Origin of the sequence: Micromonospora sp. M42 (assembly GCF_000568915.1) — a bacterium.
In the GTDB taxonomy this organism is placed as follows: Bacteria; Actinomycetota; Actinomycetes; order Mycobacteriales; family Micromonosporaceae; genus Micromonospora; species Micromonospora chalcea.
Map to the genome: position 1 here is coordinate 4081657 of NZ_KK037233.1, position 26409 is coordinate 4108065.

Genomic DNA, 26409 nt, shown 5'->3' on the forward strand with positions numbered 1-26409 from the left:
GAGCTACTGCGGGGTCATCCCTTCCAAGCTCTTGGGCCGCAGACTCGAACGCTTGCGGATCGGCTCCAAGCTTCATTAGCTCGCGATGGGTGCGGGTCCACCGCTGCCTCCACCACGACATCCCACTACGCTCACCGATCTCATAAAGAAGGTGGATCAGCGGCCGATGTAGAAGCCAGCGGATCCCACTCACATCGCCGATTGATTCAATGAGTGTCGATGCAGCTAGTCCTGCTTCCGACGGAGCTACCTTCAGCTTTCGGCTTTGCGCTACGGCGGCAAGGCATGTCCAGGTAGGCGGCCAGGCCACCTCAACCGTGCGTTCCCGGTTAAGGGCTACGGGCACTTGGGCTGCCCCAGCCTGGAACCGAGCAAAGAACTGCTCTCCCCGTAAGGTGGGATCCGCCGGGATGGGATGCCCCGAGACATAAACGTCAAGAACCATGCTGGGTTGGCGAAACCCTGAGAGAGTGGGGTTTAGGATTTCGCGGTCGGAGTCACTGAGGGCATCCAGCTTCGCTCTTCCGTTACGCCATATCGCCACCTGGCTACGAGGTCGGGAGGGTGGGTAGCCGAATGTAACTAGATCCTCGTAGTTGGCGCACAGTGCACTGGATGCGTCTGCCGTAAGGGACTGCAACTCGGAAGTATCCAGCGAAGCGCTTGTAACGTAGCACTTCCCGCCGCTGAAGCCGAACATAGTTGCGATGCCCGGCTCGGAAAGCCGATCGAGTGTCGCGGCAGATATTTCAGCAATCGGCAGACCTATTGGGAGCGCTCTGTGGTCTCCATGTGCGGCCCGGAGGTTCCACAGCAGTGCGACGTCTTCGACTGAGCCGGGACTAACCGCAACGACAATATTAGGGCCGGCCGCACGCCGAATCGAGTTCGGCCGTGGGATGACCGAGTCTGTAGCGATGTAGCTAGTGTCGGGCTCGCTGCCAGCGGCCAGGAAGGCATTACTTACTCGCCGCGGGCTAATAAACTCCTCGTGGTTGAGGCGCGCGATAAGATCATCGAGGGAGCCTGACACGCGCTCGCGCGTGACATTAAAGATGTCTTCGAATCGCAGATCCGGCTTCAACGAGGCGAACTCTGAGAGTCTCTCACTGGGGCTTGAAGGCCAAGCTCCGAGAGTTGCGGCATAAATCGGATACCAAGGGTCAGTAGATTCTAGTTCCGCAATTTTGACCGGTCGCCAGTTCTCGGCCGATTTAGTAGACGCGAGAACAATCACAGGGTAGTCCCACACCGCCCGTTTTCCAACGCGCCTGGGGAGGCGTACATCAACTTCCTTTAGCCCAGATATGTAGTCGACCTGCTGTGTCTCCAGCAGCCTCGCATAGGCTTCTGGAATTCGGCCACGGGTGACCGGGAGGAGGGGCTGTCCACTACCACCCCAGACCTGACACAGGTGACTAATCTCCTCGATTAGGCTTGTCATGTCCCCCGCAGAAACCGGGCGGGCCCAGCGCTGTGGGCGTAGCCGAGTGTGAACCTCGAGTGCGCCGTCAAGTAAGGCGTCATCCAACAGGCCAAGCATCGCGACAGGGTCTCACATCCTTGTGCCCTACTTGGGACGACGCGCCAGGCAGCGATGTCGGGCAAGGACTCGTTCCCCACGCCGTGCTGCTGTGGGCACATGTCACGAGGTGCAGCGTCAGGAGTTTCTAATACCGATGTGTCACGCAGGTCTTGAGACCGGACACGCGCAACTCGCGCAAACCTGTGAGAAGCCTCTGTACGGGATGAAGGCGGCCCGCTTCGCAGGCCGCGCGGGGGCCGAACCTGGGCCGGGCCGATGGCCCGCCGCCGCGCCTCTGGCCTTCGGCCGCCAGCGCGACGGTGACAGCCCGCCGGCGGCGCGACATACGAAGAAGCCCCGGGCCGCCATGATCGATGGCAGTTCCAGGGCTTCACGTTGAACGAGACACAGACAGTGCCTCCGGCGGGGCGCTCGGGCGCTCTGGGATGGTGGCGCCATCCCGACAACCTCCGTCCGGGCAAAGCCGAGTGGATGGCTAGCGGGAGTGCCAGGTGTTCTCCGTGGGCGGTGGTTGCGGCGGCAAGACACCATCACAACGTGGATGGTTTCTGGAGCGGGGCCGTGAGTGCCCTAATTGGTGCGGTCGTTGGCGGTGTCGCTAGTTGGCTAGCCGCATGGATGCAGGTTAGAGCAGCAATGCGGGTCGCCAAAATGCAAGCCGACAACGCTATTGAGGCGCAGCGACTACTGCGCAAGGAGCAGTCAGAGCATGAAGCGATAAGAGCTTACTATCCACTAGTGACGAGGCAGCTAGAGGCACTTGCCAGTCTCGAAACAGCGCACATGCACTATCCGACAGAAGATGGGCGCTGTCCAGAAGAGGTCGATCCGCCGGAGATCGCTGCGGAACTAGTGATTGAATATGAGAAGTTGTACCCGCTGCATCACGCATTCTTGCATCCGACTATCTCGCACGAGCTGGCCTGGGTCGCGGAAACCTTGAATTCGGCAGTGCGCGGCAGCAAAATGTTTGCTCATATCGTCCTGGGGCCACCGCATCCTGAATTATGCGAAGTCGCCCGGGCGGCGGCGAGTGCAAGTGACATTGCTGATTTTGTCATGCGTTGCTTCCGAAATCAGATGATCGGTAAGCCGCTACCCGATCCCCGCCATCACGATCGTTATGTGGGCGACATCGTTGTCGATCGGGCCCTGAGGCAGCAGACTCTCGCCAAGCAAGCGTCAGCGAAGCTGAGGGCCACGGGCATGTAGGTCGGCCAAGCGCCTCCGGCCGGCATCCAAGATCATGCCGTTGCCAAGCCGTCCAAGGGAGGCTGGCGCTGACTATCGTTGACCAACTACGCCAAGCGTAGCGGCAGGTCAGGATCGCCATCATCCGGTTTGGTTCAATGCACCCCTGCCGTAGATCAATACCGCTGGAAGCGGCCTCGTCAGAAGACCGACAGCCCAGAATCCTTCACGTCGTGCACTCGCGTCCGTACCGTACGCACTCATGGCGTCGCGGGGAAGATCGAAGTTGTGGCAGTACTGGGGCTACGCGGTTCTGGCGCTGCTCTTCCTATCCCTGGGCAACAACGCGATCGGGCCGGGCGTCTACGCCGTTCTCGTCGGCCTACTGATCGTCTTCGTCCTCTTCCAAGCACCGGTGTACTGCGGCGCGATCAACCGCAAGCGCGGCGGCGTGGTCGAGTTCTGCCGCAACAACTCGACGGGGCTGATCCTGGGATGCCACCTCAGACAGCACAAGTGGCAGAAGTTCGGGCGTGACTGGTGGTCTCTCGGCTGGCGGGAGAAGACCAAGGGCATCTGGACCGGCGCGTCAGCGAAGCTTGCAACAGTCAGCGGCATCGTCGGCACGGTCACGGGGATCATCGGCGTCTTCAAGTAGCCCTGCGATCGGGCACGCTCCCTCCCCCTTGCGACAAGATCAACGGGCACAACTCCGGCACAACAGAGGGCGACAAGGGCTGTCAAACGTTGCCAGGCACCGTGAACGGACGCCCTGCTCAGCAGCCCGATCTGTCCGGTCACGGCGGATAGTCATGAGGCCCGCCGGATTCAGGGTTCGAGTCCCTGGAGGCCCACTCTCTTGCAGCTCAGCGCCCCATTGTGTGGGCGCGATCTTGGCTCAGCATGGTTCGACCAGGACGAGACGCGGACCACTTGCTCTGGAGGTGGTCATGCGGACCGTCAACTTCACCCAGCTACGGCAGAACCTGGCCGCTGAACTCGACAGCGTCATCAACGACGCCGAGGAAGTGGTGGTGACCCGCTCGGGCCACGAACCGGTGGTCATCGTCCCGCTTGCCGAGTACGAGGCGATGAAGGAAACCGAGTACCTCTTTCGCAGCCCGGCCAACGCCGCCGCGCTGCGCCGTTCGATGGAGGAGCTCGAGAAGGGCGACGCGGCTGACTAGAACCAGTACCTCAGCCACACGGGCCAAAAGCTGGTCGAGCTCATCAACGGCCTCATCGCGGACGTGATGCAGGGTTCGAAGCTCTGCCGGCCCACCACATACCGCCTCCCGGGTCCTCCGGGGTCGAGCCGAGTCGCGGGCGCCGCGGGCCGCGACCCGGCACCGCTGGTCGGATACTGGCCGTGTGACGGAGGAACTGGCTAGCAGGTCGACGCGCTGGACGATTCACGGCGAGCGGGTAGTGGACGGCAGCCGGCGCTCCCGGTTGAGCATCGCCGACGTGGAGTTGCCGGACGGGGTCCGCTTCGAGCAGTACGTGATCCGGGCGCCCCGGTCGGCCATGGTTGCCGTGCTCGACGGCCAGGAGCGCCTGTTGCTGATGCGGCGGCACCGGTTCGTATTCGACAGATGGGTGTGGGAGCTACCTGGCGGCTACGTCGATGAGGGCGAGGACGCGGCGACCTGCGCGATCCGCGAGGTCGAGGAGGAAACCGGCTGGCGCCCGGGCGCCATGGAGCCCTTGGTGTCGTTTCAGCCTTGGGTAGCAACCGCAGACGCGGAGAACTTGCTGTTCCTTACCCGGACCGCGGAGTACACCGGTGCTCCGGTGGACGTCAACGAGACGGAGCGGGTGGCCTGGGTTCCGCTGGAGGAGACGCGGCAACTCATCTCCGAGGGAGAGATCGTGGGTGCCGGCACGGTGATCGCCGTGTTGGAGCTGATGGCGCGCAAGGCTCGGGGTGAGCTGTAGTCAGCGCCGCTGGCCGAGCACCGCGTCGACCCGGGTGATGAACTGCCGTACTGCCGGCTTGCGGCGGTGGGGCGCCAGACCGGTCTGCAGATCGCGTAGGTAGCGGACGGCACGAGCCGACCGCAGTTGGGTGGTCAGGGTGAGCGCCTCCGCGCCGACGGCACTGGCACGTTCCGGCTCGCCGTGGCGAGCGTGGACGCTGGCCAGCAGGGCGAGGTTGAAGGCTTTGCCGCGTACGTAGCGCTCGTCCATCTTGAGTGAGCGAGCGGCGAAGCGCTCGGCTCGGCGGTGTTGACCGAGCGCGTGGAAGCAGTGGCCGAACTTGGCCGACAGGTACGCCTCGTCGAAGTAGCCGAGCCACTGAGGATCGCTGCTGCGGTCCGCTCGGTCGAGGGTTCGCTCCGCTTGGTGAAGCGCGGTCGCGCAGTCGCGTTCGTGGAGGGCGACAGCGTGGGCATGCGCTTCCATGACCAGCGCTTCGGCAGTCAGCGCCGTGAGGCCGGCGTCGGCGGCCGTTCGGGCGAGGTCCAGGGCATGCGTGAGGTATCGCTGGGCGAGGCCGTGTTCGGCCATGTCGTACGCCTGCCACCCGGCGAGCTGCGTCAGTTCGGCAGCAGCGGCGAGCAGTCTGCGGCCGGTCGCCGGGTCGTACCGGCACTCGGTCACCAGGGGCGCCACCTCGTGGTGCAGGAAGCGGGTGACGTTGTCGCGGGCATGCCCGCCGCCGTACTGGTTGTCGAGTCGCCGATAAGTGGCGGTCATCTGCCGGATCGTGTCGATGTCGGGTTGACCGACCGTTCGTCGGCCCTCCTGCTCGACGGGCTGCGCCGTGGTGGCGGTGAACCAGCGTAGGGCGGGCAAGGTGTACGCGGTGGAGCTGAACACTGTCTGGCGAAGCAGTTCTCGACGGTTCACATCGCCTTCCCATAGCTGCGCGGCGGCCCGGACGTCCTCGCGCCAGGACCGGTTGGCCGGCACGTCACTGTGCCGACCGCGGGAGTGATCCGCCATGGCCGGGCGATATGACCGCTGGTAGGGCGCGAGCCCCAGCGTCATCCGAGCTTCGTCGGGCATGCCGCAGCCGTCGGCGATCCGCTCCAGCACGTCGATCGAGGTCACCCGTCGGCCGGCGATGATCCGGCTGATGTAGCCCTGCTCCAGGCCGACAGCCGCGCCGATGCGAGTTTGGCTCGCGCCGGTGTGCCGAGCGAGCAGCCGGAACACCGCACCGATGTCGCGGGCCGCCAGAGCCTTGTGCATTTCCTCGCGCGACCAGAGGTCGTCGGGTATCCGGAGGTTTTCCAGCAGCACTACGGCTCCCAGCGTCGTCAGACGACTACCCATGGTGGTCGATCAGGAGCCTACGGTCGGTGTACGGGCAGGTCGAGTCCGCTCATGTCACCGTGACATGACCGGTCGACATGGTCACCGCACCCCACTCGGCGGGACCGTCTCCGGCATGGACTTCGACGTTGACGACTCGCCGGGCGGGATGTTCGTCTACGGCTCTGAGCCGCCGGTCAGGCTCGCCTTCCCGACCCTGCACGACAGGATGGGCTCGTGACTATCCGGGGTCGCCTGTGTCCGTTGGTGCGATGGCTGTTCCGGCAACCCGATCCGGCATCACCGCCCGGAACAGGGCAGCGGTACCAGGACGCCGAGCGCGCGGCAGCGCGACAGCGCTTACTCGACCTGGCAGCGCAGCTAGGGCGACCGGAAGGCAACCGTGAGCCGGCGCAGGACGCGGCAGAGCATCGATGAGCCGAAGGGCGGCCCGGACGACTCCGAGCAGACGACACGTCTCGTACGAGGACTACCTGGTCGCGACGGCACTCACTCTCGCCCGGAGGCACCGCCCTGTCTGGTGCTGGCGGAAGTGGCGACGGATCTGCCGCTGCGGAGCAGATCTGCCCTGCCGCGCCCGGCACCGAATCCCTATCAATCGTGGCCACTGGCCGGGAGAGGACGCGTCGTGAAGGACGACCTGGAGCAGGCGATCCTGGCTGTGCATGTCCGTGGGTTCGACGGCATGTGCACCGGCTGCCGCGCCTGGTGGTCGCGGCTGTCGCCGTACCCCTGCTGGCAGGTGGAATGGGCGACCAGCCGGCAGGCACGGACGATCACCGCCCGTTTCCTCGAGGGTGTGCGGTGACCACCCACGGCCCGGTCATGCCGGTCTGGAGCTGCGGAGGTTGCGATCTGCCCTGGCCCTGCCCGACACGGAAACGCGAGCTGCGCGCGGAGTATGACCGCGCTCCCGTGTCACTGGCCCTCTACCTCGGCGCCTACCTGGTCCAAGCCACTGAGGACATGCCGTGGACGCCAGCCGGGGTGTTGCACCGCCGCTTTCTCGGCTGGACCAGGCAGGCCGACTAGGTCCGGCCGACGGAGGGTGAGTTCTCGCCCGTGACGGACTTCGAGTTCCCCGTCGGCAACGCGCCCTATGTCGTCACCGCTCAGTATCCCGACGGCACCTGGTCGGGCGGTGCCGGTGTTCCCGGCACTACGACCGCGTACGCGCCGGCCCCTCCGGTGTCGGAGATCGGGACGCCAGAGGGGTCGGCCAGAGCCGGCACTGCCTGTCGATCGACGCCCCCACGCTAACGCTCGTTAGGTCTATGGTCAGCGACCATGGTGAATGCGAATCGCAATCTGGGGCTGGGGCACGGCAGCGCATTCGGCGAGCGTGGGGTGGCGAAGAGGCTCGGCACATTGGGCCGGCACACATCGCTGACCGGCCGGCGATTACTGGAGATCGGCTGCGGGGACGGCACATACACGATGCGGCTGGTCGACGCGTTCGCGCAGATCGAGGCCGTCGACATCCAGCAGGATCGGCTGGAGCTGTTCCGGGAGCGGCTGGCCGGCGATCCGGCGGCGGCCCGGAAGATCAACGTACGGGAGTTGTCCGCCACCGAGCTGGACTACCCGGACGGCAGCTTCGACCTGGTCACCGCAATCGAGGTGGTGGAGCACATCGACGACCTGGATGCCGCCCTGCGGCAGGTCCACCGCGTGCTCGTGCCCGGCGGCCGGTTCGCGCTGACGACACCCAACCGGTGGTTCCCGTTCGAGACGCACGGCTTCCTGATCCGGGGCCGGCGGTACCGGCCGGCGCGGGGCCCGTTCCTGCCGTGGATCGTGCCGCTGCACCGTCGGCTCGCCGACGCCCGCTCCTTCACCGCCCGTGGCTTGTCCGCGCAGCTGCGGCGGGCCGGGTTGGAGCCGGTAGCGGTGGACTACATCATGCCGCCGTTCGACAGGTCCCGCTTCGGGCGTCGCATCCGGCCGGTGACCGACGCGATCGAACGCTCGCCGTTGAAGTTCTTCGGCATGGCCCTGGCGGTTGTCGCCCGCCGCCCGGCATGACGGTCCCAGCACGGGAAGCGCCCCAGGTTTAGCAGCTTGCCGGATGGCTATGAGGGGAATCGATCCGCAGACCGACGATCGAGGAGAGAGCCGATGGCCAGCGGTGCGATCCCGTCCGACGATCCGACCCGTACCCTCGTCCATGCCCGGCCCGACGACCCCGGCCTCGCGCACCTCGCCATCGCGGGCGGCACCTACACGATCCTGGTCACCGGTGAGCAGACGGCCGGCCGGTACTGCCTGATCGACATGCGGGTTCCGCCGGGTGGTGGGCCGCCTCCGCACCGGCACGACTTCGAGGAGATGTTCACGGTGCTCGACGGGGCGGTGGAGTTCACGTTCCGGGGCGAGCAGACCGTCGCGCGGGCCGGGGAGACGGTGAACATTCCGGCGAACGCGCCGCATTTCTTCCGCAACTCCTTCGACCAGCCGGCGCGGCTGCTGTGCATGTGCACGCCGGCCGGGCAGGACGAGTATTTCCTGCGCGTCGGCGACCGGGTGGACGGTCCCACTTCGCCGCCGCCGGCTCTGACCGAGGAGGAGCAGGCCGAGCGCCGGAACCGGGCCGCCGCGCTGGCCGCCGACTACCGCACGGAGTTGCTGATCGGCTGACACCGGCAGCACGCGAGCACCACGAAAGCGGCTCACCGCCGTGGCCGAGACCACGACGGTGAGCCGTTTTCCGTACGCGAAGGTCAGCTCGTCGCGACGAGCTGGAACCGCTGGTTGGCCTGGCCGTTGCAGTCGTAGATCTGCACCTGCTGGCCGTTGCCGGTGCCCCAGACGTCGAGGCAGCGGCCGGACTGGACTCCGGTGATGGTGCCGTTGGAGTTGACGTTCCACTGCTGGTTCGTCTGGCCGTTGCAGCTGTAGATCTGGACCGCCGAGCCGTTGCCGGAGCCGGCGGCGTCCAGGCACACCGAGCCGTACACGGTCAGTTGCCGGCTGGAGGTGTAGGTCCACCGCTGGTTGGTCTGGCCGTGGCAGTCGTAGAGCTGCACCCGGGTGCCGTTGCTCTGCGAGGAGTTCGGCACGTCGATGCACCGGCCGGACTGGTTGCCGACGATCCGGCTCGCGCCGGTGGTCGGCGGCGGCGTGGTCGGCCCGCCGGTCGGCGACACGGTCGGCGACACAGTCGGCGACACGGTCGCGGTCGGCGTGGGGTTGGGCGACGCGGAGTTGAGGACGTTGAGGACCGAGTTGTACGCGGCCTTCTTGTTGCCTCCGCCGTCGAACAGCAGCGGGCTCTCGTTGGAACGCCACGAGTCGCTGTCACGCACGCCCCACACCGTGATGCCGATGCAGCGCGGCACGTTGATGCACGCCTGCGTCAGACCCGCGTACTGGCTGGTCGAGGAGTTCGTGACGTCGACCTCGGTCAGCGCCACGTCCACACCCAGCGCGGCGAAGTTCTGCAGCGTGGTCTGGAAGTTGCCCGGCAACGAGCTGCCACCGGTGAAGTGGGTCTGCAGACCCACGCAGTCGATCGGCACACCACGGGACTTGAAGTCCCGGATCATGTTGTAGACACCCTGCGTCTTGCCGTACGACCAGTTCTCGATGTTGTAGTCGTTGTAGCACAGCTTCGTCGACGGGTCGGCCGCCCGCGCGGTGCGGAACGCCACCTCGATCCAGTCGTTACCGGTGCCCTGCAGGTTCGACTGCCGACGGCTGCCGTCCTCGTTGAACGCCTCGTTCACCACGTCCCACGCGGCCAGCTTGCCCTTGTAGTGGGCCATCACGCCGTTGATGTGGTCGATCATCGCCTGACGCAGGTTGCTGCCGTTCAGGCTCTGCATCCAGCCCGGCTGCTGCGCGTGCCACGCGAGGGTGTGGCCGCGGACCTGGAGACCGCGCTGGGTGGCCCAGTTGTAGATCTGGTCGCCGGAGGAGAAGTTGAACTGGCCCCGGTTGGGCTGGAGCGCTTCCGGCTTCATCTCGTTCTCGGCGGTGATCATGTTGAACTCACGCGCCGCGATCGTGCTGTACGTCGAGTCGCCCAGTCGGTTCGCCGCGATGGCGGTGCCGAAGTAGCGGCCCGACTGTGCCGCGGCGGCACCGAGCGTGCTCGCCGCCGCCTGGGCAATGGTGGGCACCACGAGCGCGGCGCCGGCGAGAGCCAGCGCGCTGCTGACGGCGGCCAGCACCACGCGGTGGCTGCGCCTCGGTAGATGTTTCATGACACTCCTCTGCATATCGGACGATGATGCGCTGGCGATGCCCGGCTTGACGCGGGCGGGAGCCGGCGGTGCGCCCACCCCCGCGTCACTGCCCTGAAACTTTTCGAAGATGTACCGGTAACTTCCCTGGGAAGATATCCGCGACGGCACGATCGGTCAATGTCGATGTCGACGCGAACATGGACTCAAACGGCTGATCAGCGCGGGAGTCCATGGATGACCGTGCGAGCGAAGGGCGCCGAGAAGCGCGAGCACGACCGAAAGTTTCGGAGATCCGGTCAGTGACCGGCGGCGTCGTACCGCTCGCGGTTGGCGTGCACCTCGTCCATGTGCGCCTCGGCCCACAGCTTCATGCCGTACATCAGCTGGTGCAGCGACTGACCGAGGTCGGTCAGCTCGTAGGTGACAGTCACCGGCACGCTCGGCGTCACGGTCCGGGTGACAAGGCCGTCGCGTTCCAGTGAGCGCAACGTCTGGGTGAGCATCTTCTGGCTGACCCCGGCCAGCCGCCGCGACAGCTCGGAGTAGCGCATGACCCGCGGTTCCGCGTTGCGGTCGGGCCCGTCGCGGCCGAGCGCGGCCAGGATCAGCGCCACCCACTTGTCGGAGATCCGGTCCAGGAGTTGCCGGCTCGGGCAGCCGGCGAGGAACGCGTCGTACTCCTCCCGCGCCTGCGCCCGCTTCTCCGCCGCCGTCTGCGTCGGCATCGTCCGCGCCTCCTACCCGGGGGTACCCAACGCACTCCGAAGTGCGTACTTCCCGATGGAAAGTTACCCCTCCATCGTGGAGCAGGGCATCCCTCACGACCAAGGAGACAGAACCATGGGTACGCGTACCTTCCGCACCGCAGTCGTCCGCACCCCGGGCGGACCCGAGGCCATCGAGATCATCGACGTTCCGCAGCGCGAGCCGGGGCCCGGCGAGGTCCGGGTGGACGTCGCGGCGGCACCGGTCAACCCGGCCGACCTCGGCGTCGTCGGCGGCTTCTTCCACTCGCTGGGGCTCATCCACCAGCCGCACCACACCGGCCTGGGCTGGGACTTCGCCGGTGTCGTCGCCGCCGCCGGGCCGGGCGTCGACCTCGCCGTGGGCACCCCTGTCGCCGGGCTGGTCGGCGGGTTCGACCGCGACTTCGGCACGTACGCCGAGCAACTCGTCGTACCAGTGGCCGACCTGGCCGTCGTACCCGATGATCTGGACCTGGTGGCGGCGGCGACAGTGCCGCTCAACGGCCTGACCGCGGCGCAGATCGTCGACCTGCTCGGCGACCCGCCCGCCGGCGGCCGGCTGCTGATCACCGGCGCCGCCGGCGCGGTCGGCGGCTACGTCGTGCCGCTCGCCCGGGACCGGGGATGGCGGGTGACCGGCCTGGCGCGGGCCGGGGACGAGAAGTTCGTCCGCGGGCTCGGCGCCGACTTCACCACCGCCGCCGAGCCGGGCTGGGACGCGGTCGCCGACGCCGCGGCGCTCCAGGACCGAGGGCTCGCGCTGGTGGGCGACGGCGGCGTGTTCGTCGGGGTACGGCCGAACGCCCACCCGGCCGCCGAACGCGGTGTCACGGTGCGCGCGGTCGAGGTGCACGCCGACGGGACACGCCTGGCCGACCTGCTCGCCCGCACCGCCGCCGGTGAGCTGCCGGCGCGGGTGCACGCGGTGGTGCCGCTGGACCGGGTGGCGGACGCCCACCGGGAGGCGGCCGAGGGCGGGGTACGCGGACGCTACGTGCTGCGCCCCTGATCAGCAGCGCACCGCCACCCGAGCGACCGCACGGTCCGCGGCCTCGGGTGGCAGGTCGCTCCGGCCGTCGACGTCCAACGCCAGCAGGCCCTGATCCAGACCGACGAGCAACGTTCCGTCGACAGTGCAGCACGTCAGCGCCGGGTGATAGACGGGGATGGTGTGCAGCGCCCGTCCGGTGGACGGGTCCCAGATCCGCACCGTCCGGTCCCGGCTGGTCGAGGCGAGCAGATCCCGCCCGCCGACCCGCACCAGGCTCAGCCCGGTTACGGCAGCCGTGTGGCCGGTGAACACGTCCACGGGCTCACCCCATTCGGCGTCCCACAGACGGATCGTGTGGTCGGCGCTGGCCGACGCCAGCATCCGGCGACCCGCCACGACCAGGCCGCAGAGCGCGGTGACCGCGTCCTGATGTCCCTGCCGGGTCCAGACCGGCGTGTCACCACCGCCCCACAGCATCACCGTGCCGCTCTTGTCGGCCGAGGCGAGCGCCTCCACCTCGGGCCACCGAACCGTCGCGAGGGCCGTCACCCAGGCACGGGTGACGTGCCCGAGCAGGACCGCCCGCACGGTGCCGGTCTGCGGGTGCCAGAGCCGGATGGCCTGGTCGTCGCCGGCCGACGCGACGAGCGTCTCACCGCCGATGACGATCGGGCAGACCGCCGCCACCGGAGCGTGGTGCTCGGTCATCTCCCCCACCAAGGCGCTGTGCCGCACACTCCAGGTTCCGACCGTGTTGTCGTCCTGGGCGGTGACGAGCAGCGGCTCCTCGACGTCGGCGACCGCGCACATCGCGTTCACCGGCCCGCCGGGTGTCGGGATCTCCCGCAGCCGCTCGCCCGTGGCGGCGTCCCAGATCCGCACCCGGCCGTCGGCACCGCCGGAGGCGACCAGGCCCGGTCGCTCGTCAGGGACCGCGCAGAGGCTGTGCACGGGCCCGAGCCGGTCCCGCTCGGCGACGGTGTCGGGTCGGCCGCCGGCCGGGTCCCACAGCCGCACGGTGCCGTCGTCACCCGCCGTCGCCAGCATCCGGTCCTTCGCCGTACGCAGCTCGCAGACCGCACGGATCCAGCTCGCGTGCCCCCGCAGGCTCGGCCGGCTCGTCCACGTCGGCACGTCCCAGACCCGGATGAGCCCGTCCTCACCCGTCGACACGAGCAGACAGCCCTCGTCGACCTCGACCGTGCACAGATCCGTGACCGGTCCACCGGTGGCAAGGACGTGGACGCATTCGCCGCTCTGCGGGTCCCAGAGCCGGACCGTGCCGTCGTAGCCGGCCGAGGCGAGCAACGTGCCACCCGGCGCTCGAACGGCGTAGAGCGTGGTCACCCAGCCGACGTGTCCGGTGAGGGTCAGCGTCGGGCGCGTGTCGGCCGTCGGCTCCCAGACCCGGACCACGCCGTCGAAGCCGGTGGAGGCGAGCAGGTGCCGGCCGTCCGACGGGACGTACGTCACGGCCGTCACCCAGCCCGAGTGTCCGGTCAACGCGTAGCGCTGCGTCCCGGTCACCGGATCCCAGATCCGGACCGTCCGGTCGTCGCCGGCCGAGGCGAGCAGGTCGCCGTCCGGCAGTGGAATGACGCAGATGTTGCGGACCCAGTCGTCGTGCCCGCTCAGTTCGTGCCGACGCTGGCCGGTCCGGGGATCCCACAGGCCGACGGTCCCGTCGTGGCTGGCGGTGGCGATCAGCGTCTCGCCGCCGCCGGTACGGACAGCGCACAGCCCGCGGATCGTGTCGTTGTGACACGGGAAGACTCCCACGGCCTGGTTGGTCATCGGGTCCCAGAGCCGGACCGTGCCGTCGTCACCGGCGGAGGCGAGCAACCACCGATCGTCCAGCTCGACGGCCGCCACGTCGTAGACGGCCTGCGAGTGCCCGTCCAGCACGCTGCGCTCCTGCCGGGGCGGGGTGTGCGCCCAGCGCGCACGGTACGGCGCGCCGTCGGCCTCGATCCCGCTGCCCAGTCCGTCGAGCCGGTCGACGACCGAGAAGAGGGCGGCGCGCTCGGCCGGTGCCGCCGCGACAGCGAGCGGCGTCCGGTGCAGCAGCCGCACCCGTGATCGGGACAGCGGCTCCAGCAGTCTCTCCATGTCGACGACCGAGAGCAACCGCTCCAGGTGCGCGTGCAGTAGGTAGCCCTCGTCGGCGAGGAGCCGCTCCACGAGCCCGGCGCGGGAGGCGTGCTGGGGCAGGGAGCGCCGTAGGTAGTCGGGCACCGAGGCCCATCCTACCTCGGCCGCCAGGTCCGCCCAGGCGGCGACCAGCCGTCGCTGGTCGTCCCGGCGTGACGCGCCGTCCAACAACGCGTCGTTGAGGGCCTGGTGGAACAGGCGGTACGCGGGCCGGCTGCCGCCACCGGTCTCGACCAGGAAGTTCGCCGCCGACGTACGGGCGAACGCGAGGAGTTCGTCCTCGGTGACCGTGCCGCCGAGCGCGGTCACCGCGATCCGCCAGAGCGACAGCGGCAGACCCGGCGTCTCGGCGTACGCCAGGGCGGTGAGGGCGAGCCGGGCGGAGGCCGAGCCGGCAGCCGGCAGCCCGGCCAGATAGGAGTCGAGCGCATGGGCCACTGTCGCGCTGAACGACACCGAAGCCGGGTCGACGGGCTCGATGTCGCGCAGCGCGTGTGCCCGTGCGACGAGACCGGCCACCAGGAAGTTTCCCTTCGCCAGCTCGGCGATCCGGCGGGCCAGCGGGATAGCCGCCGCCGAGTCGCTGTATGGGTTGCCCGGCCGTTCCGCGCCGAGCAGTCGCAGGGTCGCCAGGGCGTAGTTCACCAGATCGGCCCCGGCGAAGTATTCCGGTGTGTCCAGATCCACCAGCTCGACCGGATCACCGAAGCAGGCGATCAGGTCACCCCGGTCGTCGCCGCGCCGGGTGCCGACAACCACCCGCACGCCGTACCGGCCGCACTCCCGGGCCAGCGGCAGCAGGACGTCGTCGATGACCTGCCGGGCCTGACCGGGGTCGGCCGTCTCGTCCAGCGCATCGATGACGAGCGCGAAGCGAGCCGGACGCCGCGCCAGCCGGTCCCGCACGGCCGGCATCAGATCGGCCGGCGCACCGGGCAGGTCGACGGCGGCCGCCCGGGCGATCTCGAGCGCCACCTCCAGCGCGGTCTTGCCCTTGGCGTGCACGGCGCAGGACACCGAGCCGACAGTGGCCCGTACGGCGGTGTCGCCGCCCGGCAGGCTGTCCCGGATCTGCTGGTCGGCCGTGGTCACCACGCGGCCCAGGACGGCGGACTTGCCGACGCCTGGCGAACCCGTGACGATCAGCGGCCGGGTGGCGGGCGCCTTCCCGTCGATGAAGTCGACGATCCGCCGGAGCGCGGCCGTACGACCCCGGAACCGCGCGCCGCCCTCGGTGTCCACGGCGACGCCCCGCGCCCGGGGCAGCCAGTGCCGGCCGGCCTCACCGTCGGTGCTCAACGTCCACCCCCAGGCCGATAGCGCGGCGTCGTCGGCGTCCTCGACCCGCCAGGCCGACAACGCGCCCAACGTCATCGCCGGCACCTGCTCGTCGACGTGGTGCAGCGTCACCGCCTGCCCCTTGCCCTTGCCGTCGGCCGTGACGACGACGCCGACCACCGCCTGGTACTCCGGGGACCACAACGCGCCCCCGCTGAACCCCTTGCTGAGCGGCCCGGCAGCGCCGCTGTCGATGGTGACGCGGCCGTACCCGCCGTCTTCGACGACGGAACCGGTCGCCTGCAGGCCGCCGACCACCCCGGCCGGGAAGCCGTACGCCCAGAAGGGGCGGTCGAGCAGCGGCTTGGGGGCGAGGCAGCGCAGCCGCGCCGGGGTGACGGTCGCCGGCACCGGCTCGACGAGTTCGAGCACCACCACGTCGACGTGCGCCGCCGGCATGCCGTCGTGCCGGCACCGCCGGACCTTGCGCCGGTCGAAGTAGGCGACCTTGGGCGCGCGCGGGAAGGCGACAGTGAGATAGGGGCGGAGGGTGCCGTCGGCGGCGAACGCCACGTGGTGGCAGGTGAGCACCAGGTTGGCGGCGATGACGATGCCGGTGCCGAGTGCCGTGTGCGGGTCCGCCTCACGGTGCAGGGCAACCGCCCACGAGCTCTCGTCCGGGGCCGTTGTCACGGGCCGAGCCGTCCGTCAGCGCCGTGGACCGGCACCGCGATCGGTGGGGCCGTCCGGCTGCCAGGCGAGGGTGACCTCGAAGTTCGCCTCTCCGGTCGCCTTCGCCACCACCCAGCTCGCCGTGCCGGTGGCCTTGATCCCGAAGCGCACCTCCACCGCGTCGGGAGAGACGGTCTTGACCTGTTCCAGCAATTCCCGGGCGGCGGCGACCGCCGGTGCCGCGGATTCGCGTACCCAGCCGGCGACGTCGCCGAAGCCTGCGGGCTGGAAACCGGGTGTCGGCTCGACTTCGATCAAGGCAACCGTTTCGTCGTCGACCTGGTAGCGGACCACCTCAGACTGCACGGTCACCTCCGTGACGTATTTCTGGAGAACAGGCGGGAGGGTTCGCGGCGGAGCAGAACTCCGGCCCTCGCGCCGGTCTGCCATGCTGCCCGCTGTCCTTGTCATTTCGCAATGGTCGGGTCGACCGACCGCGCCGAAGCCGCCGAACAGGCGTTTCAATCGAGGCGTCCACGCAGGACCGTTGGAGATCCACTACGCGGCCCTGTCGGCTTTCGTCAGCGAGATCGGTGACCTTGCGCGAGTCCGGCGCCGTCGGCAGAATCGGCCCGTGCGCCGGGGCCGTCCCCGTTGCCCACCTCGATCATGGCCACCCCTTCCGAGCCTTCGATCACACCGTCGACGCGGTGGGAGCTCGTGCCGCAGAGGAGCATCCGCATGCCGGAAAAGGAACTGACCCTCGTCGACCGGTGCATTCTTGTCACGCTGATGGTGAAGGCGGCGCCTTTGCCGCAGACCTACTTCACCAATGTCGCCGGTATCGGCCTGAAAGCCGATCACCGCCGTCGACTTGAATCACTCGGCCTGATCGAGGTCACCGAGAAGCCGATCACGCTGGCGCTCACCGACAAGGGATGGGACCGCGCCACCGAGGAGTTGGGCGCGGAACCGCCGAAGGGCGCCGGTACCGCGGGCGGAACGCTCTACGTCGCGCTCGACTTCCTGCGCCGGCTGATCGACCATTCCGGGACCCGCGCCGACGACCTGTTCCGGATGCAGATCAACCGGGACGAGGTCGTCGCGCCGCCGCCGGTGGCGTCGTCGGCGTCCCCGGCCGCGGACGCGGTCACGCTGATCCGGCAGGCGTACCACGAGCTGGCCGCCAAGCCCGGCGACTACGTCATGCTGGCCGATCTTCGCGACGCCCTCTCCGACCTGCCCCGCCCCGAGTTCGACGCCGCGCTCGTGACGCTTAACCGGGAGCGCGGCGTGCACCTGGTGCCCGAGTCCAACCAGAAGGTGCTGAAGCCGCAGGAGCGGGCGGCGGCGGTGACCATCGGCAACCAGGACAAGCATCTGGTCGCCATCTCGTCATGATCGGTGACGAGCAACGCCGTGCCCTGGCGGCGCTGAGGTTCAACTGGGCTCCGACCCCGGACGACGTCTGGAAACCCACACCGTTCCACGTGGAGGGTCTGCACCACGACGTCGTCACGACGGTGCTGGACAGCTTCGCGGAGGCTCAGGCCAGCACCGACTCCAGTCCGGTGGGCGTGGCCATCCTCGGCCAGCGCGGCACCGGCAAGACCCACCTCATCGGCACGGTCCGCCAGCAGGTGCAGGGACGCGGCGGCTTCTTCTTCCTGGTCGAACTGCTCGAAGCCCGGACGTTCTGGCAACGCACCGCGATCTCGATGCTGGAGGGCCTGGTCCGTCCGATGCCGGACGAGACGACCCAGCTACGGGCGTTCCTGCGCCGGCTGGCCGACGCGGTGGGTGCGCCCCGGACGGTACGGCGCGCGGTCGCCGGTGAGACCGAACTCAGCCGTCCGACGCTCGACGCCTTCGTCGACCTGATCCGCAAGAAGGACCGGCAGATCGGCACGGAGTGCCAGGACACCGCGCGGGCCCTGGTGCTCTACGCGGCCGAGCAGTCAGCCGTGCAGGACATCGGCTACGACTTCCTCTCCTCGATGGACGAGGAGGAGCCCGGCCAACGGGCCGGGTGGGGGCTGCGGCGCAATCGTCGTGCGCCCCAGGAGGTGGTCCGGGACATCTCCCGGCTGCTCGCCGTCGTCGGTCCGACCGTGATCGCGGTGGACCAGATCGACCTGATGATCGCCCAGTCCGTGAAGGCCACGAACCAGGACGCCCGGGGCGAGGCGGACTGGCAGACCTCGCTCCTGCTCGAACAGGTCGCCAGCGGTCTGATGGCGCTACGCGAGACCACTCGCCGGACGCTGTCCGTCGTCTCGTGCCTGCCGCAGACGTGGCGCAGCATCCAGCAGCAGGCGACGGACACCGTCCAGGACCGGTTCCGGGAGGCCGCCCCGCTCAAGGAGATCCCCTCCGTCGAGGTGGGCCGCGAGCTGGTCGAGAAGCGGTTCGCGGTGCTTTTCGAGGGCCTCGGGTTCACCCCGCCGCACCCCACCTGGCCGGTCCACCCGGACGCGTTCCAGGAGGTTGTCGGCTTCACCCCTCGTGAGCTGCTACGGCGGATCGACACGCACGTCCGGGCCTGCCTGGCCGACGGCGAGGCGCGGGAACTGCGGCACCTGCTGCACGCGACCGGCGAGCGCGTCGCCGGGGATATCGCGCCCGCCACGGTCACCGGGCCGCCACCGGAGAGCCGGACGAACGGATTCGGCAAGCTCGACGCCCGGTACGCGGAGCTGGTCGCCGCCGCCGACACCGCCCTGTCCCCGCAGACGGAGGACGCCCGCGTCCCGCGCCTGCTCGAAGCCGGCCTGACCGCGTGGATCGCCGCGCAGGGCGCGGCAGTCGACGCGTTCAGCCTCGACCCGATCCCCGCCGGAACCAAGCCGGCGCTGCACGCCCGGCTACGGCACAGCCTGAGCGAGGACAGCGAGGACGAGGAGCACTGGTCGTTCCGGGCGATCTCCGCGCCGCACCACATCGCCGTGCTCAACCGGATCCGCAACGCGATCACGACCGCCGGACTCACCGAGGGGGTCGCCAAACGACGGCTCTTCCTGCTGCGCAGCGCGGAGTGGTCGGCCGGTGCCCGTACCCGTGAGGTGCTTGACGCGTTCGAGCGGGCCGGCGGTCGGCGGCTTCCCCTGGACGCGCCGGACGTCGCCCGGCTGGCCGCGCTCGAACAACTCATCCAGGACTACGGGCGGGAGACGCTGCGGCCCTGGTTCGCCGATCGCCGGCCGGCGTCCCACATCACCTGCCTGCGGGAGGCGCTGGGCGACTGGCCGGGTGCGCCGGAAGCCGTCCGGACCGAGGAGCGGCCAGAGGAGGCGCCGGACCGACCCCCGGTCGGGACGCCACCGCCGGTCACCGCTGCACCGCGCTCTGCCGGTCCCGTCCCGACGCCGCGCTCCGCCGGGCTCGACCCGGCGCCGCCGGTGGTCGCTCCCCTGCCACCGGTGGCGGGCATCGACCCGGAGCGGATGGAGATCGGCACTGTCACCGGGCGGCCCGAACCGGTCGGCCTCGACCTGGAAGCGCTGCGCCGGCACACAGTCATCTTCGCCGGCTCCGGTTCCGGCAAGACCGTACTGATCCGCCGCCTGGTCGAGGAGTGCGCCCTGCGCGGCGTGTCGGCCATCGTGCTCGACCCCAACAATGACCTGGCCCGGCTCGGCGAGACCTGGCCCGCCGCACCGCCGGGCTGGGGCGCGGACGACGCCCGCCGCGCGGCGGAATATCTGGCCGGCACCGACGTGGTCGTCTGGACGCCGGGACGGCAGGCCGGTCGGCCGTTGAGCTTCCAGCCGTTGCCGGCCTTCGCCGACGTGCTCGACGACCCGGACGGGTTCACCTCGGCCGTCAACGCCGCCGTCGCCACGCTCGCCCCGCACGCCCGGGTGGACGGCGGCACCGACAAGGCCCGGCTCGGCCGGGCCGTGCTGCGCGAGGCGCTGATCGGCTACGCCCGCAGCGGCGCGAGTGACCTGCGTGAGTTCACCGACGTCCTCAACGATTTACCGGACGGGGTGAGTCAGCTCGACAGCGCGCCCAAGCTGGCCGCCGGCATGGCCCAGCTGCTCAAGGCCGCCCTGATCAACGATCCGCTCCTGGGCGGCGTCGGAACGCCTGTCGACCCGGGCGAGCTGCTCACCCCGCCCCCCGGTCGCCGCGCCCGGGTCTCGGTGATCAACCTCGCCGGGTTGCCCGAGGACAATCAGCGGCAGAGCTTCGTCAACCAGTTGCAGCTCGCCCTGTTCACCTGGATCAAGCGTCATCCGGCCGGGGACCGGCCACTCGGTGGACTCTTCGTCATGGACGAGGCGCAGACGCTGGCCCCGTCCGGCGCCGTGACCGCCTGCACCCAGAGCACGCTCGCGCTGACCTCGCAGGCCCGCAAGTACGGGCTGGGGCTGGTCTTCGCCACCCAGGCGCCGAAGGCGTTGCACAACCAGATCCCCGGCAACGCCGCCACGCAGTTCTTCGGCCTGCTCACCGTGCCGGTGCAGATCGAGGCGGCCCGGGATGTGGCCAGGGCGAAGGGCACCGACGTCCCGGACATCGGCAAGCTGCGTACCGGCCAGTTCTACGCCGCGGTCGAGGGGGCCCGGTTCGTCAAGATGCAAGCTCCCATGTGCCTGACCCACCATCCCCGCAGCCCGCTGACCGCTGAGGAGATCGTCCGGCTCGCGACGCTCAGGTGATGTCGCGGCGCATCGGGACGACCACGGCGATCGCGGCTGCGGCGAGCGCGTACCCGGTCAGCAGCAGTGCGCCGGCCGCCGGCGGCAGGAGCGCGACGGCGTCGTTGCCGAGCTGCGCGGACATCGCGTCGGCGACGTACGTGAAGTCGGTGAGCGCGGCGGTGGCGCCGCCGGGCAGGAGCGGGTAGAGCGCGTTGACGCCGGGGATCATCATCAGTACGGGCTCGGCCAGGTACAGGTAGCCGACCACGACGCACACGGCCGCGACCTGGTTGCGGAGCAGCGCGCCCACGCCGGTGCCGACGAGCAGGTACACCGCCATCGCGACGCCGATGCGGGCGAGCAGCGCCAGCACCGTGGGAGCGGGCAGGCCCAGCGACACGCCACGCGCGGCGGCGACTGTGAACAGGGCTGCCGCGGCGGCGACGGCGAGCACGAGGCCGTAGGCGAGGCCGACGATCGCGTGGGTGGCGAGTTTGGCGGCCAGCACCCGCCCTCGGCGCGGCGCGAACATGAACGTGACGGCGGCGGTGCCGTGCCGGTGCTCGGAGGTGGCCGCGAGGGCGCCGGCGGCGGCGGGCACGAAGGCGGTGAAGCCGAGGATGCCGAGGATGGACCGCAGGCCCTCCTCGGTGTGCAGGCCGGGCATCGGCGGGTCGAAGTTCTCCGGCCCGACGAGCGCCATGAGCCCGACCAGGCCGCCGCCGAGCGCGACGGCCGCGAGCAGCAGCCCGGTCCACATGCGGGTGGCCAGGACCCGGCGTAGTTCCGCTCTGATCAGGTTCATCGGGCCTCCGCCGTCTCGGTGGTCAGGTCGAGGAAGAGCTGTTCGAGGCTTGTGGTCTCGGTGACCAGCTCGTGGACCCGCACGCGATGGGCCGCGGCCAGGTCGGCGACGCGCGGCGCGTCCAGTCCGCGTACCCGCAGGCGGCCGGGCCCGGCGGCCTCGACGGACCCGGCGGCGGCCGCCAGCGCGGCGGCCAGGGCTGTCGCGTCCGGCGAGGTGACGAGCACCGTCGGCGGGCCGGTGAGCCGCGACCACGGCCCGGCGGCGACGAGTTCGCCGCGCCGGATCACCACCACGTCGTCGACCACCTGCTGGACCTCGTGCAGGACGTGGCTGGAGACCAGTACGGTGCGGCCCTCGTCGGCGAGGCCGCGCAGCAGCCCGCGCAGCCACGACATGCCTTCCGGGTCCAGGCCGTTCGACGGTTCGTCGAGCAGCAGGACGCGCGGGTCGCCGAGCAGCGCCGTGGCGAGGCTGAGCCGTTGCCGCATGCCGGTGGAGAACCCCCGGGTACGACGGTCGGCGGCCTGCGCGAGGCCGAGCAGATCCAGCAGTTCCGCGACCCGGCTGTCCGGGCAGCCGGCCATCGCGGCGTAGACGCCCAGGTGGTCACGGGCGGTGTGGCCGGGGTGGAACGCGTTGCCGTCGAACACCGCGCCGACGGTCCGTGCCGGCTGGGCCAGCCGGCCGTACGGCTGCCCGCCGATGGTGGCGGTGCCGCTGGTCGGCGTCACCAGCCCGGTCAGCATGCGCATCGTGGTGGTCTTGCCGGCGCCGTTCGGGCCGAGGAAGCCGGTGACCGCGCCGGGTCGTACGGTGAAGGTCAGATCGCGTACGGCGGTGACGTCGCCGTAGCGTTTGGTCAGGCCCGACGCCTCGATCGCCAGGTGGTCGCCGGTCATGGCCGGCCCCGCGTCGCACGCCCGATCGTCTCGGCGAGGCCCGGCGCGGCCGGGTCGGAGACCACCACCTCGTCGAACTCGCCGCCGGCCGCCGCGCGGTCCAGCACCAGGTGCAGGCCGGGCTGACCGCGCCGGGCCGCCACGAGCTGCCGGGGACCGCCGAACAGACCCCAGACGCCGATCTTGGCGAAGCCGGACACGGCGTACCCGCGCCGGGCGCCCCGGGCCAGCCGGATCGGCTCGTCCACCGGGGCGGCGTGCCGCACGGCGGCCAGGCGCAGCGCGAACCGCTCCCGCCTGACCCACATCCGTTCCCATCCGGTGAACCGGATGTCGATCACATCGCCGTTGAGCATTACGGAGGCCATCAGTCGTCGCCCTTCGTCGTGTCGGAGTCGTGCGCTGACGTGTGCGTGTCGCCGGGGGGCACCGGGCGATCGGCGGGCATCAGGACGGTCGCCAGCAGCCGGGGGATCCGGCCGTCGCCGGGCCCTCTGGCGAGCAACGGGCCGACCAGCGCGTTGAGCCCGGCCGCGAACTCGTGCAGCTCGGCGTCGGTCAGGTGCAGTACGAGCTGCTGGTATCCGACCCCGTCGGCGACGAAGTCGACGCGGTCGCGGGCGAGGTAGCGGGAGAACTCGGACAGCAGGCTCGACACGAACGCGGTGAAGTAGCGCGCGTGGTCCTCCGGCGTGGCCGTGGCCAGGGCCGCCGGGTCCAGCGCCGCGCCGTGCGCGGGCAGCGCGTACACCCGCTCGACGGCGCCGCGCACCTTGCGCTCCTGCACCACGTCGAGCATCCCGGCCTTCACGAGCGTCGCCAGGTGCCGGTAGAGCGTGGCGTGCGGGACGTCGGGCAGCAGCTCGGCCAGGTCGTGAGTGGTCACCCGGGTGCCCGCCACGGCACGCAGGACGCGGAGCCGCACCGGGTGCAGCGCCACCTCCGCCCACCGCTCCATCGACATCGCCATGACTGAACCGTATCACTATCGATAGTGATATAGGTAGGGAGTGGGGCGACCGGGCGCGAAAGCCGGACGATCAGACGGGCGGACGGGTGTGGTGGGCCAGCACCCGAGCAAGGAGCCGGGTCAGGTCCGCCCGCTCGTCCGGCGTCAGCGGCGCGAGCAGGTCGTCCTGCACCTCGGCGAGTCGCTTCTCCAGCCGCCGCAACTGCCGCCGCCCCGCCGCGGTGATGGTGACGACGTTGCGCCGCCGGTCGGACGGGTCCGGGGCGCGGACCACGAACTCCCGCTCGGCGAGCTCGTTGAGGGCCGCCACCACGTCGCTGACGTGGATGCCGCTGCGCCGGCCGAGCGCCGCCTGACTGGCCGGGCCGAACTCGTCGAGCGTGGCGAGCAGCCGGAAGTGGTAGCCACGCGCGTCGACCGCCGCCAGCCCGTCGCTCACCAGCCGGCCGGCGCGTACGGCGGTCTGGGTGATCAGCCAGCTCGGCAGGCCGGCCAGGCGGGTGGGTACGACATCCGGCTCCGGGTTCTCCACATGCCCAGCCTATCCAAAAACGTTGGCGCCCCCAACGATCTGCGCTATCGTTCGTCGCACAAACATTAGTGACACCAACGATCGGAGCTACCGTGATCGAGCCGTTCCGTATCCACGTCCCCCAGGCCGACCTCGACGACCTGGCCGACCGCCTGGCCCGCACCCGCTGGCCCGACGAGCTACCAGGCGCCGGGTGGGACTACGGCATCCCGCTGGCCCGCGTACGCGAGCTGGCCGAGCGCTGGCGCACCGCGTACGACTGGCGGCGGGCCGAGGCCGAACTGAACCGGTATCCGCAGTTCACCACCACCATCGACGGACAGAACATCCATTTCCTGCACGTACGGGCCGCCGACCCGGACGCGCTGCCGCTGATCCTCACGCACGGCTGGCCCGGCTCGGTCGTGGAGTTCCTCGACGTGATCGGCCTGCTGTCCGAGCAGTTCCACCTGGTCGTACCGTCGATCCCCGGATTTGGCTTCTCCGGCCCGACCCGGGAACGCGGCTGGGACGTCGACCGCGTCGCCCGCGCCTGGGCCGAGCTGATGCGCCGGCTCGGCTACCGGCGGTACGGCGCCCAGGGCGGCGACTGGGGCTCGGTGATCTCCACCCGGCTCGGCGGCGTCGACCCGGAACACGTCGTCGGCGTGCACCTCAACTACCTGCCCACGCCCCCGCCACCCGGCTGGACCGGCGAGGCCGGACTGTCCGGCGAGGACCGGGACCGGCTCACCCGGATCATGCGGCTCAAGACGCAGCGGCACCCGCACCAGGTGCTCTACGCCAGCCGCCCGCAGACCGTGTCGTACGCGCTCAACGACTCACCCGTCGGGCAGCTCGCGTGGATCGCGGAGAAGTTCACCGAGTGGACCGACCCGGGATCGGCCGTCAGCGTGGACCGCATCCTCACCGACGTCTCGGTCTACTGGTTCACCGGCACCGCCGCCTCGTCCGCGCGGCTGGTGCGGGAGAGCGCGTTCGGTGGCCCGCCCGCGCCCTGCCCGCCCCCGCTCGGAGTCGCCGTGTTCGCGCACGACATCACCCGGTCCGTACGCCCGATCGCCGAGCTGACGTACACGATCCGGCACTGGAGCGAGTTCGACCGGGGCGGTCACTTCGCCGCGCTGGAGGTGCCGGACCTGTTCGTCGACGACGTCCGGTCGTTCTTCTGGAACCTACGGTGACGGGACGAGTCGCGGAAGTCCCCTGTCCCACCCTCACCGACGTGGATCTGCACCTGGTGGTGTGCCGTGCCCTGTGCGCCGTCACCTGTGTCCCGTGCTGGGCGTGCGGTGTGTGCTGGGGAGTCGAACCCCGGCGCCTGCCCTCGGCGCACCAGGAGTGAGCCGGATTGCCCGCCGGCTCTCGGGGGCGTGCACGCCTCCACGTCGGCTACCTGCTCCGCGACTCGTCAGTCCAGCAGGTCGACCTCCCAGTTCGTCCGCTGGATCGTGGTGTCCACCTCGCGGATCTGCCGGGCCAGGTCGTCGGCCTGCCGGCGCAGCTCCGCCACCGGCAACGCCGGGACCATCTTCAGCTCCGACCGGAGCTGACGGTAGCCGCGCTGGCCCTCGCCCGCAGCGGCGTCCGCAGCGGCGGTGACCACGCCGTGCCGCAGGCGCAGCACGTCGCGCCGCGCGAGCGCGTCGGTCAGGGTGCCACCGTCCACGACGGTCGCCGCGTTCGTACGGTTGATCCGCCGGATCAGCGTCTCCAGCTCACCGAGCACCCCGGCCGCCTCCACGAGCAGCGCCGAGGCGTCCTCGGCGGGCGTCTCGCCCTCCTGGTAGCGGGCGCTCGCGGTGATGCGGGCACGGAGCTGTTCGGCGCGTCGCGCCGCATCCGCCCGCAGCGCAAGGGCCTCCGCAATCTTCATGGCGAGCAGTATGGCCACCGGGGAGCACGGGTGTCGCCGCGTTTTCCGGGGGCGGTCCGGCCCGGGACGACCGGGCCGGACCGCCGCCGCGACGCTCAGCTCATCGCCGCCGCGAACATCCCCGGCTCGTACGAGCCGCCGCGCTGGTGCACGAGCACCGCGAACCGGTTCGCCGCGTTGATCAGCCCGAGCAGGCACACCAGCGCGGCGATCTGGTCGTCGTCGTAGTGCTCGCGTACCCGCGCCCACGTCTCGTCGGACACGCCCTGATGCGCGTCGGCCAACCGGGTGCCCTCCTCGGCGAACGCCAGCGCCGCGCGCTCGGCCTCGGTGAACACTGTCGACTCGCGCCAGGCGGCGACCAGGTTCAGCCGGACCGCGCTCTCACCCCCGGCCACCGCCTCCTTGGTGTGCATGTCGATGCACCAGCCGCAGCCGTTGATCTGGCTGGCCCGCAGCGACACCAGCTCCTGGACGGTGCGCGGCAACGTCGACTGGTGGATCGCCAGGCCCGCGCCGGCGAAACGCTTCATGAACGCCGCCGAGACCGGGTTCTCGAACAGGTTGAATCGGGTCTGCATGGGTTGCGCCCTCTCTGCTTCGGTGGTGTCGGACGAACACGAGATGCCGGGGA

The 26409-nt window shown here is 70.0% G+C and carries 24 protein-coding genes; 12 read left to right on the forward strand and 12 right to left on the reverse strand.

The features are described from left to right. Positions 1 to 2083: 2083 nt before the first annotated feature. The 4 genes from MCBG_RS32585 to MCBG_RS18715 all read left to right on the forward strand — a co-directional run bounded on the left by MCBG_RS32585 (position 2084) and on the right by MCBG_RS18715 (position 4675). Positions 2084 to 2758 (forward strand): hypothetical protein, encoded by a 675-nt coding sequence (locus MCBG_RS32585; RefSeq protein ID WP_140946134.1) that lies wholly within the window; start codon positions 2084 to 2086, stop codon positions 2756 to 2758. A gap of 241 nt (positions 2759 to 2999) precedes the next feature. After that, positions 3000 to 3395 carry a hypothetical protein gene (locus MCBG_RS18705; protein WP_043327463.1) on the forward strand — a complete coding sequence of 132 codons (396 nt, stop codon included), beginning with the start codon at positions 3000 to 3002 and terminating at the stop codon, positions 3393 to 3395. A gap of 292 nt (positions 3396 to 3687) precedes the next feature. Then, complete coding sequence (locus MCBG_RS18710; RefSeq protein ID WP_043330739.1) at positions 3688 to 3924, forward strand: type II toxin-antitoxin system Phd/YefM family antitoxin; 237 nt, start codon at positions 3688 to 3690, stop codon at positions 3922 to 3924. Between the two features lie 184 nt (positions 3925 to 4108). Further along, positions 4109 to 4675 carry an NUDIX hydrolase gene (locus MCBG_RS18715; RefSeq protein ID WP_043327465.1) on the forward strand — a complete coding sequence of 189 codons (567 nt, stop codon included), beginning with the start codon at positions 4109 to 4111 and terminating at the stop codon, positions 4673 to 4675. On the opposite strand, the gene MCBG_RS18720 is transcribed toward MCBG_RS18715, so the two are convergent. Next, entirely contained in the window at positions 4676 to 5986 is a 1311-nt protein-coding gene (locus tag MCBG_RS18720) for a helix-turn-helix domain-containing protein (protein WP_043327467.1), read from the reverse strand. Between the two features lie 442 nt (positions 5987 to 6428). Here MCBG_RS18720 and MCBG_RS35255 point away from each other — a divergent pair, with 442 nt between their 5' ends. From MCBG_RS35255 to MCBG_RS18740, 4 genes are all read left to right on the forward strand, one after another. Further along, on the forward strand, positions 6429 to 6827 hold the full coding sequence (locus MCBG_RS35255; protein ID WP_084789673.1) for a hypothetical protein: 399 nt from the start codon (positions 6429 to 6431) through the stop codon (positions 6825 to 6827). After that, positions 6824 to 7051: a hypothetical protein gene (locus MCBG_RS34230; RefSeq protein WP_043327471.1), complete on the forward strand. Its 228-nt coding sequence runs from the start codon at positions 6824 to 6826 to the stop codon at positions 7049 to 7051. The genes MCBG_RS35255 and MCBG_RS34230 overlap by 4 nt, the downstream gene beginning before the upstream one ends. Positions 7052 to 7306: 255 nt before the next feature. Then, a complete protein-coding gene (locus MCBG_RS18735; protein WP_051611289.1) occupies positions 7307 to 8044 on the forward strand; it encodes a class I SAM-dependent methyltransferase in 738 nt (245 codons plus the stop codon). A gap of 93 nt (positions 8045 to 8137) precedes the next feature. Then, entirely contained in the window at positions 8138 to 8656 is a 519-nt protein-coding gene (locus tag MCBG_RS18740) for a cupin domain-containing protein (protein ID WP_043327473.1), read from the forward strand. 83 nt (positions 8657 to 8739) lie between these two features. Here MCBG_RS18740 and MCBG_RS18745 read toward each other — a convergent pair whose 3' ends face one another. Together MCBG_RS18745 and MCBG_RS18750 are read right to left on the reverse strand one after the other, a co-directional pair. Next, entirely contained in the window at positions 8740 to 10224 is a 1485-nt protein-coding gene (locus tag MCBG_RS18745) for an endo-1,4-beta-xylanase (protein WP_043327475.1), read from the reverse strand. Between the two features lie 278 nt (positions 10225 to 10502). Then, the gene (locus MCBG_RS18750) at positions 10503 to 10931 is read right to left on the reverse strand and encodes a winged helix-turn-helix transcriptional regulator (RefSeq protein WP_043327477.1); all 429 of its coding nucleotides are present in this window, start codon (positions 10929 to 10931) and stop codon (positions 10503 to 10505) included. A 115-nt stretch (positions 10932 to 11046) separates the two neighbouring features. On the opposite strand from MCBG_RS18750, the gene MCBG_RS18755 reads away from it, so the two are divergent. Further along, positions 11047 to 11961, forward strand: a complete 915-nt coding sequence (locus MCBG_RS18755; protein ID WP_043327479.1) for an NADP-dependent oxidoreductase — start codon at positions 11047 to 11049, stop codon at positions 11959 to 11961. On the opposite strand, the gene MCBG_RS18760 is transcribed toward MCBG_RS18755, so the two are convergent. Further along, entirely contained in the window at positions 11962 to 16065 is a 4104-nt protein-coding gene (locus tag MCBG_RS18760; RefSeq protein WP_051611290.1) for an NACHT and WD repeat domain-containing protein, read from the reverse strand. It lies immediately after the preceding gene. A gap of 15 nt (positions 16066 to 16080) precedes the next feature. Next, positions 16081 to 16410 carry a CU044_2847 family protein gene (locus MCBG_RS18765; protein WP_013283485.1) on the reverse strand — a complete coding sequence of 110 codons (330 nt, stop codon included), beginning with the start codon at positions 16408 to 16410 and terminating at the stop codon, positions 16081 to 16083. 375 nt (positions 16411 to 16785) lie between these two features. Here MCBG_RS18765 and MCBG_RS18770 point away from each other — a divergent pair, with 375 nt between their 5' ends. Next, entirely contained in the window at positions 16786 to 17445 is a 660-nt protein-coding gene (locus tag MCBG_RS18770) for a hypothetical protein (RefSeq protein ID WP_043327481.1), read from the forward strand. Continuing rightward, on the forward strand, positions 17442 to 20708 hold the full coding sequence (locus MCBG_RS18775; RefSeq protein ID WP_043327483.1) for a helicase HerA domain-containing protein: 3267 nt from the start codon (positions 17442 to 17444) through the stop codon (positions 20706 to 20708). The genes MCBG_RS18770 and MCBG_RS18775 overlap by 4 nt, the downstream gene beginning before the upstream one ends. Here the strand turns inward: MCBG_RS18775 and MCBG_RS18780 are convergent. From MCBG_RS18780 to MCBG_RS18800, 5 genes are all read right to left on the reverse strand, one after another. Next, complete coding sequence (locus tag MCBG_RS18780) at positions 20701 to 21495, reverse strand: ABC transporter permease (RefSeq protein ID WP_043327485.1); 795 nt, start codon at positions 21493 to 21495, stop codon at positions 20701 to 20703. The genes MCBG_RS18775 and MCBG_RS18780 overlap by 8 nt on opposite strands. Then, positions 21492 to 22397, reverse strand: a complete 906-nt coding sequence (locus MCBG_RS18785) for an ABC transporter ATP-binding protein (RefSeq protein WP_043327487.1) — start codon at positions 22395 to 22397, stop codon at positions 21492 to 21494. Before MCBG_RS18785 ends, MCBG_RS18780 begins: the two co-directional genes overlap by 4 nt. Beyond that, positions 22394 to 22765 carry a hypothetical protein gene (locus MCBG_RS18790; RefSeq protein WP_043327489.1) on the reverse strand — a complete coding sequence of 124 codons (372 nt, stop codon included), beginning with the start codon at positions 22763 to 22765 and terminating at the stop codon, positions 22394 to 22396. Before MCBG_RS18790 ends, MCBG_RS18785 begins: the two co-directional genes overlap by 4 nt. Next, a complete protein-coding gene (locus tag MCBG_RS18795; protein WP_223201265.1) occupies positions 22765 to 23367 on the reverse strand; it encodes a helix-turn-helix domain-containing protein in 603 nt (200 codons plus the stop codon). The genes MCBG_RS18790 and MCBG_RS18795 overlap by 1 nt, the downstream gene beginning before the upstream one ends. A 70-nt stretch (positions 23368 to 23437) precedes the next feature. Continuing rightward, positions 23438 to 23899, reverse strand: coding sequence for a MarR family winged helix-turn-helix transcriptional regulator (locus MCBG_RS18800; protein WP_043327491.1), 462 nt, complete (start codon positions 23897 to 23899; stop codon positions 23438 to 23440). Positions 23900 to 23991: 92 nt separating this feature from the next. Here MCBG_RS18800 and MCBG_RS18805 point away from each other — a divergent pair, with 92 nt between their 5' ends. Next, the gene (locus MCBG_RS18805; RefSeq protein WP_043327493.1) at positions 23992 to 25083 is read left to right on the forward strand and encodes an epoxide hydrolase family protein; all 1092 of its coding nucleotides are present in this window, start codon (positions 23992 to 23994) and stop codon (positions 25081 to 25083) included. Between the two features lie 227 nt (positions 25084 to 25310). Here MCBG_RS18805 and MCBG_RS18810 read toward each other — a convergent pair whose 3' ends face one another. Together MCBG_RS18810 and MCBG_RS18815 are read right to left on the reverse strand one after the other, a co-directional pair. Beyond that, entirely contained in the window at positions 25311 to 25775 is a 465-nt protein-coding gene (locus tag MCBG_RS18810; protein WP_030500648.1) for a DIP1984 family protein, read from the reverse strand. A 95-nt stretch (positions 25776 to 25870) separates the two neighbouring features. After that, the gene (locus MCBG_RS18815) at positions 25871 to 26356 is read right to left on the reverse strand and encodes a carboxymuconolactone decarboxylase family protein (RefSeq protein ID WP_043327495.1); all 486 of its coding nucleotides are present in this window, start codon (positions 26354 to 26356) and stop codon (positions 25871 to 25873) included. Between the last annotated feature and the right edge of the window lie 53 nt (positions 26357 to 26409).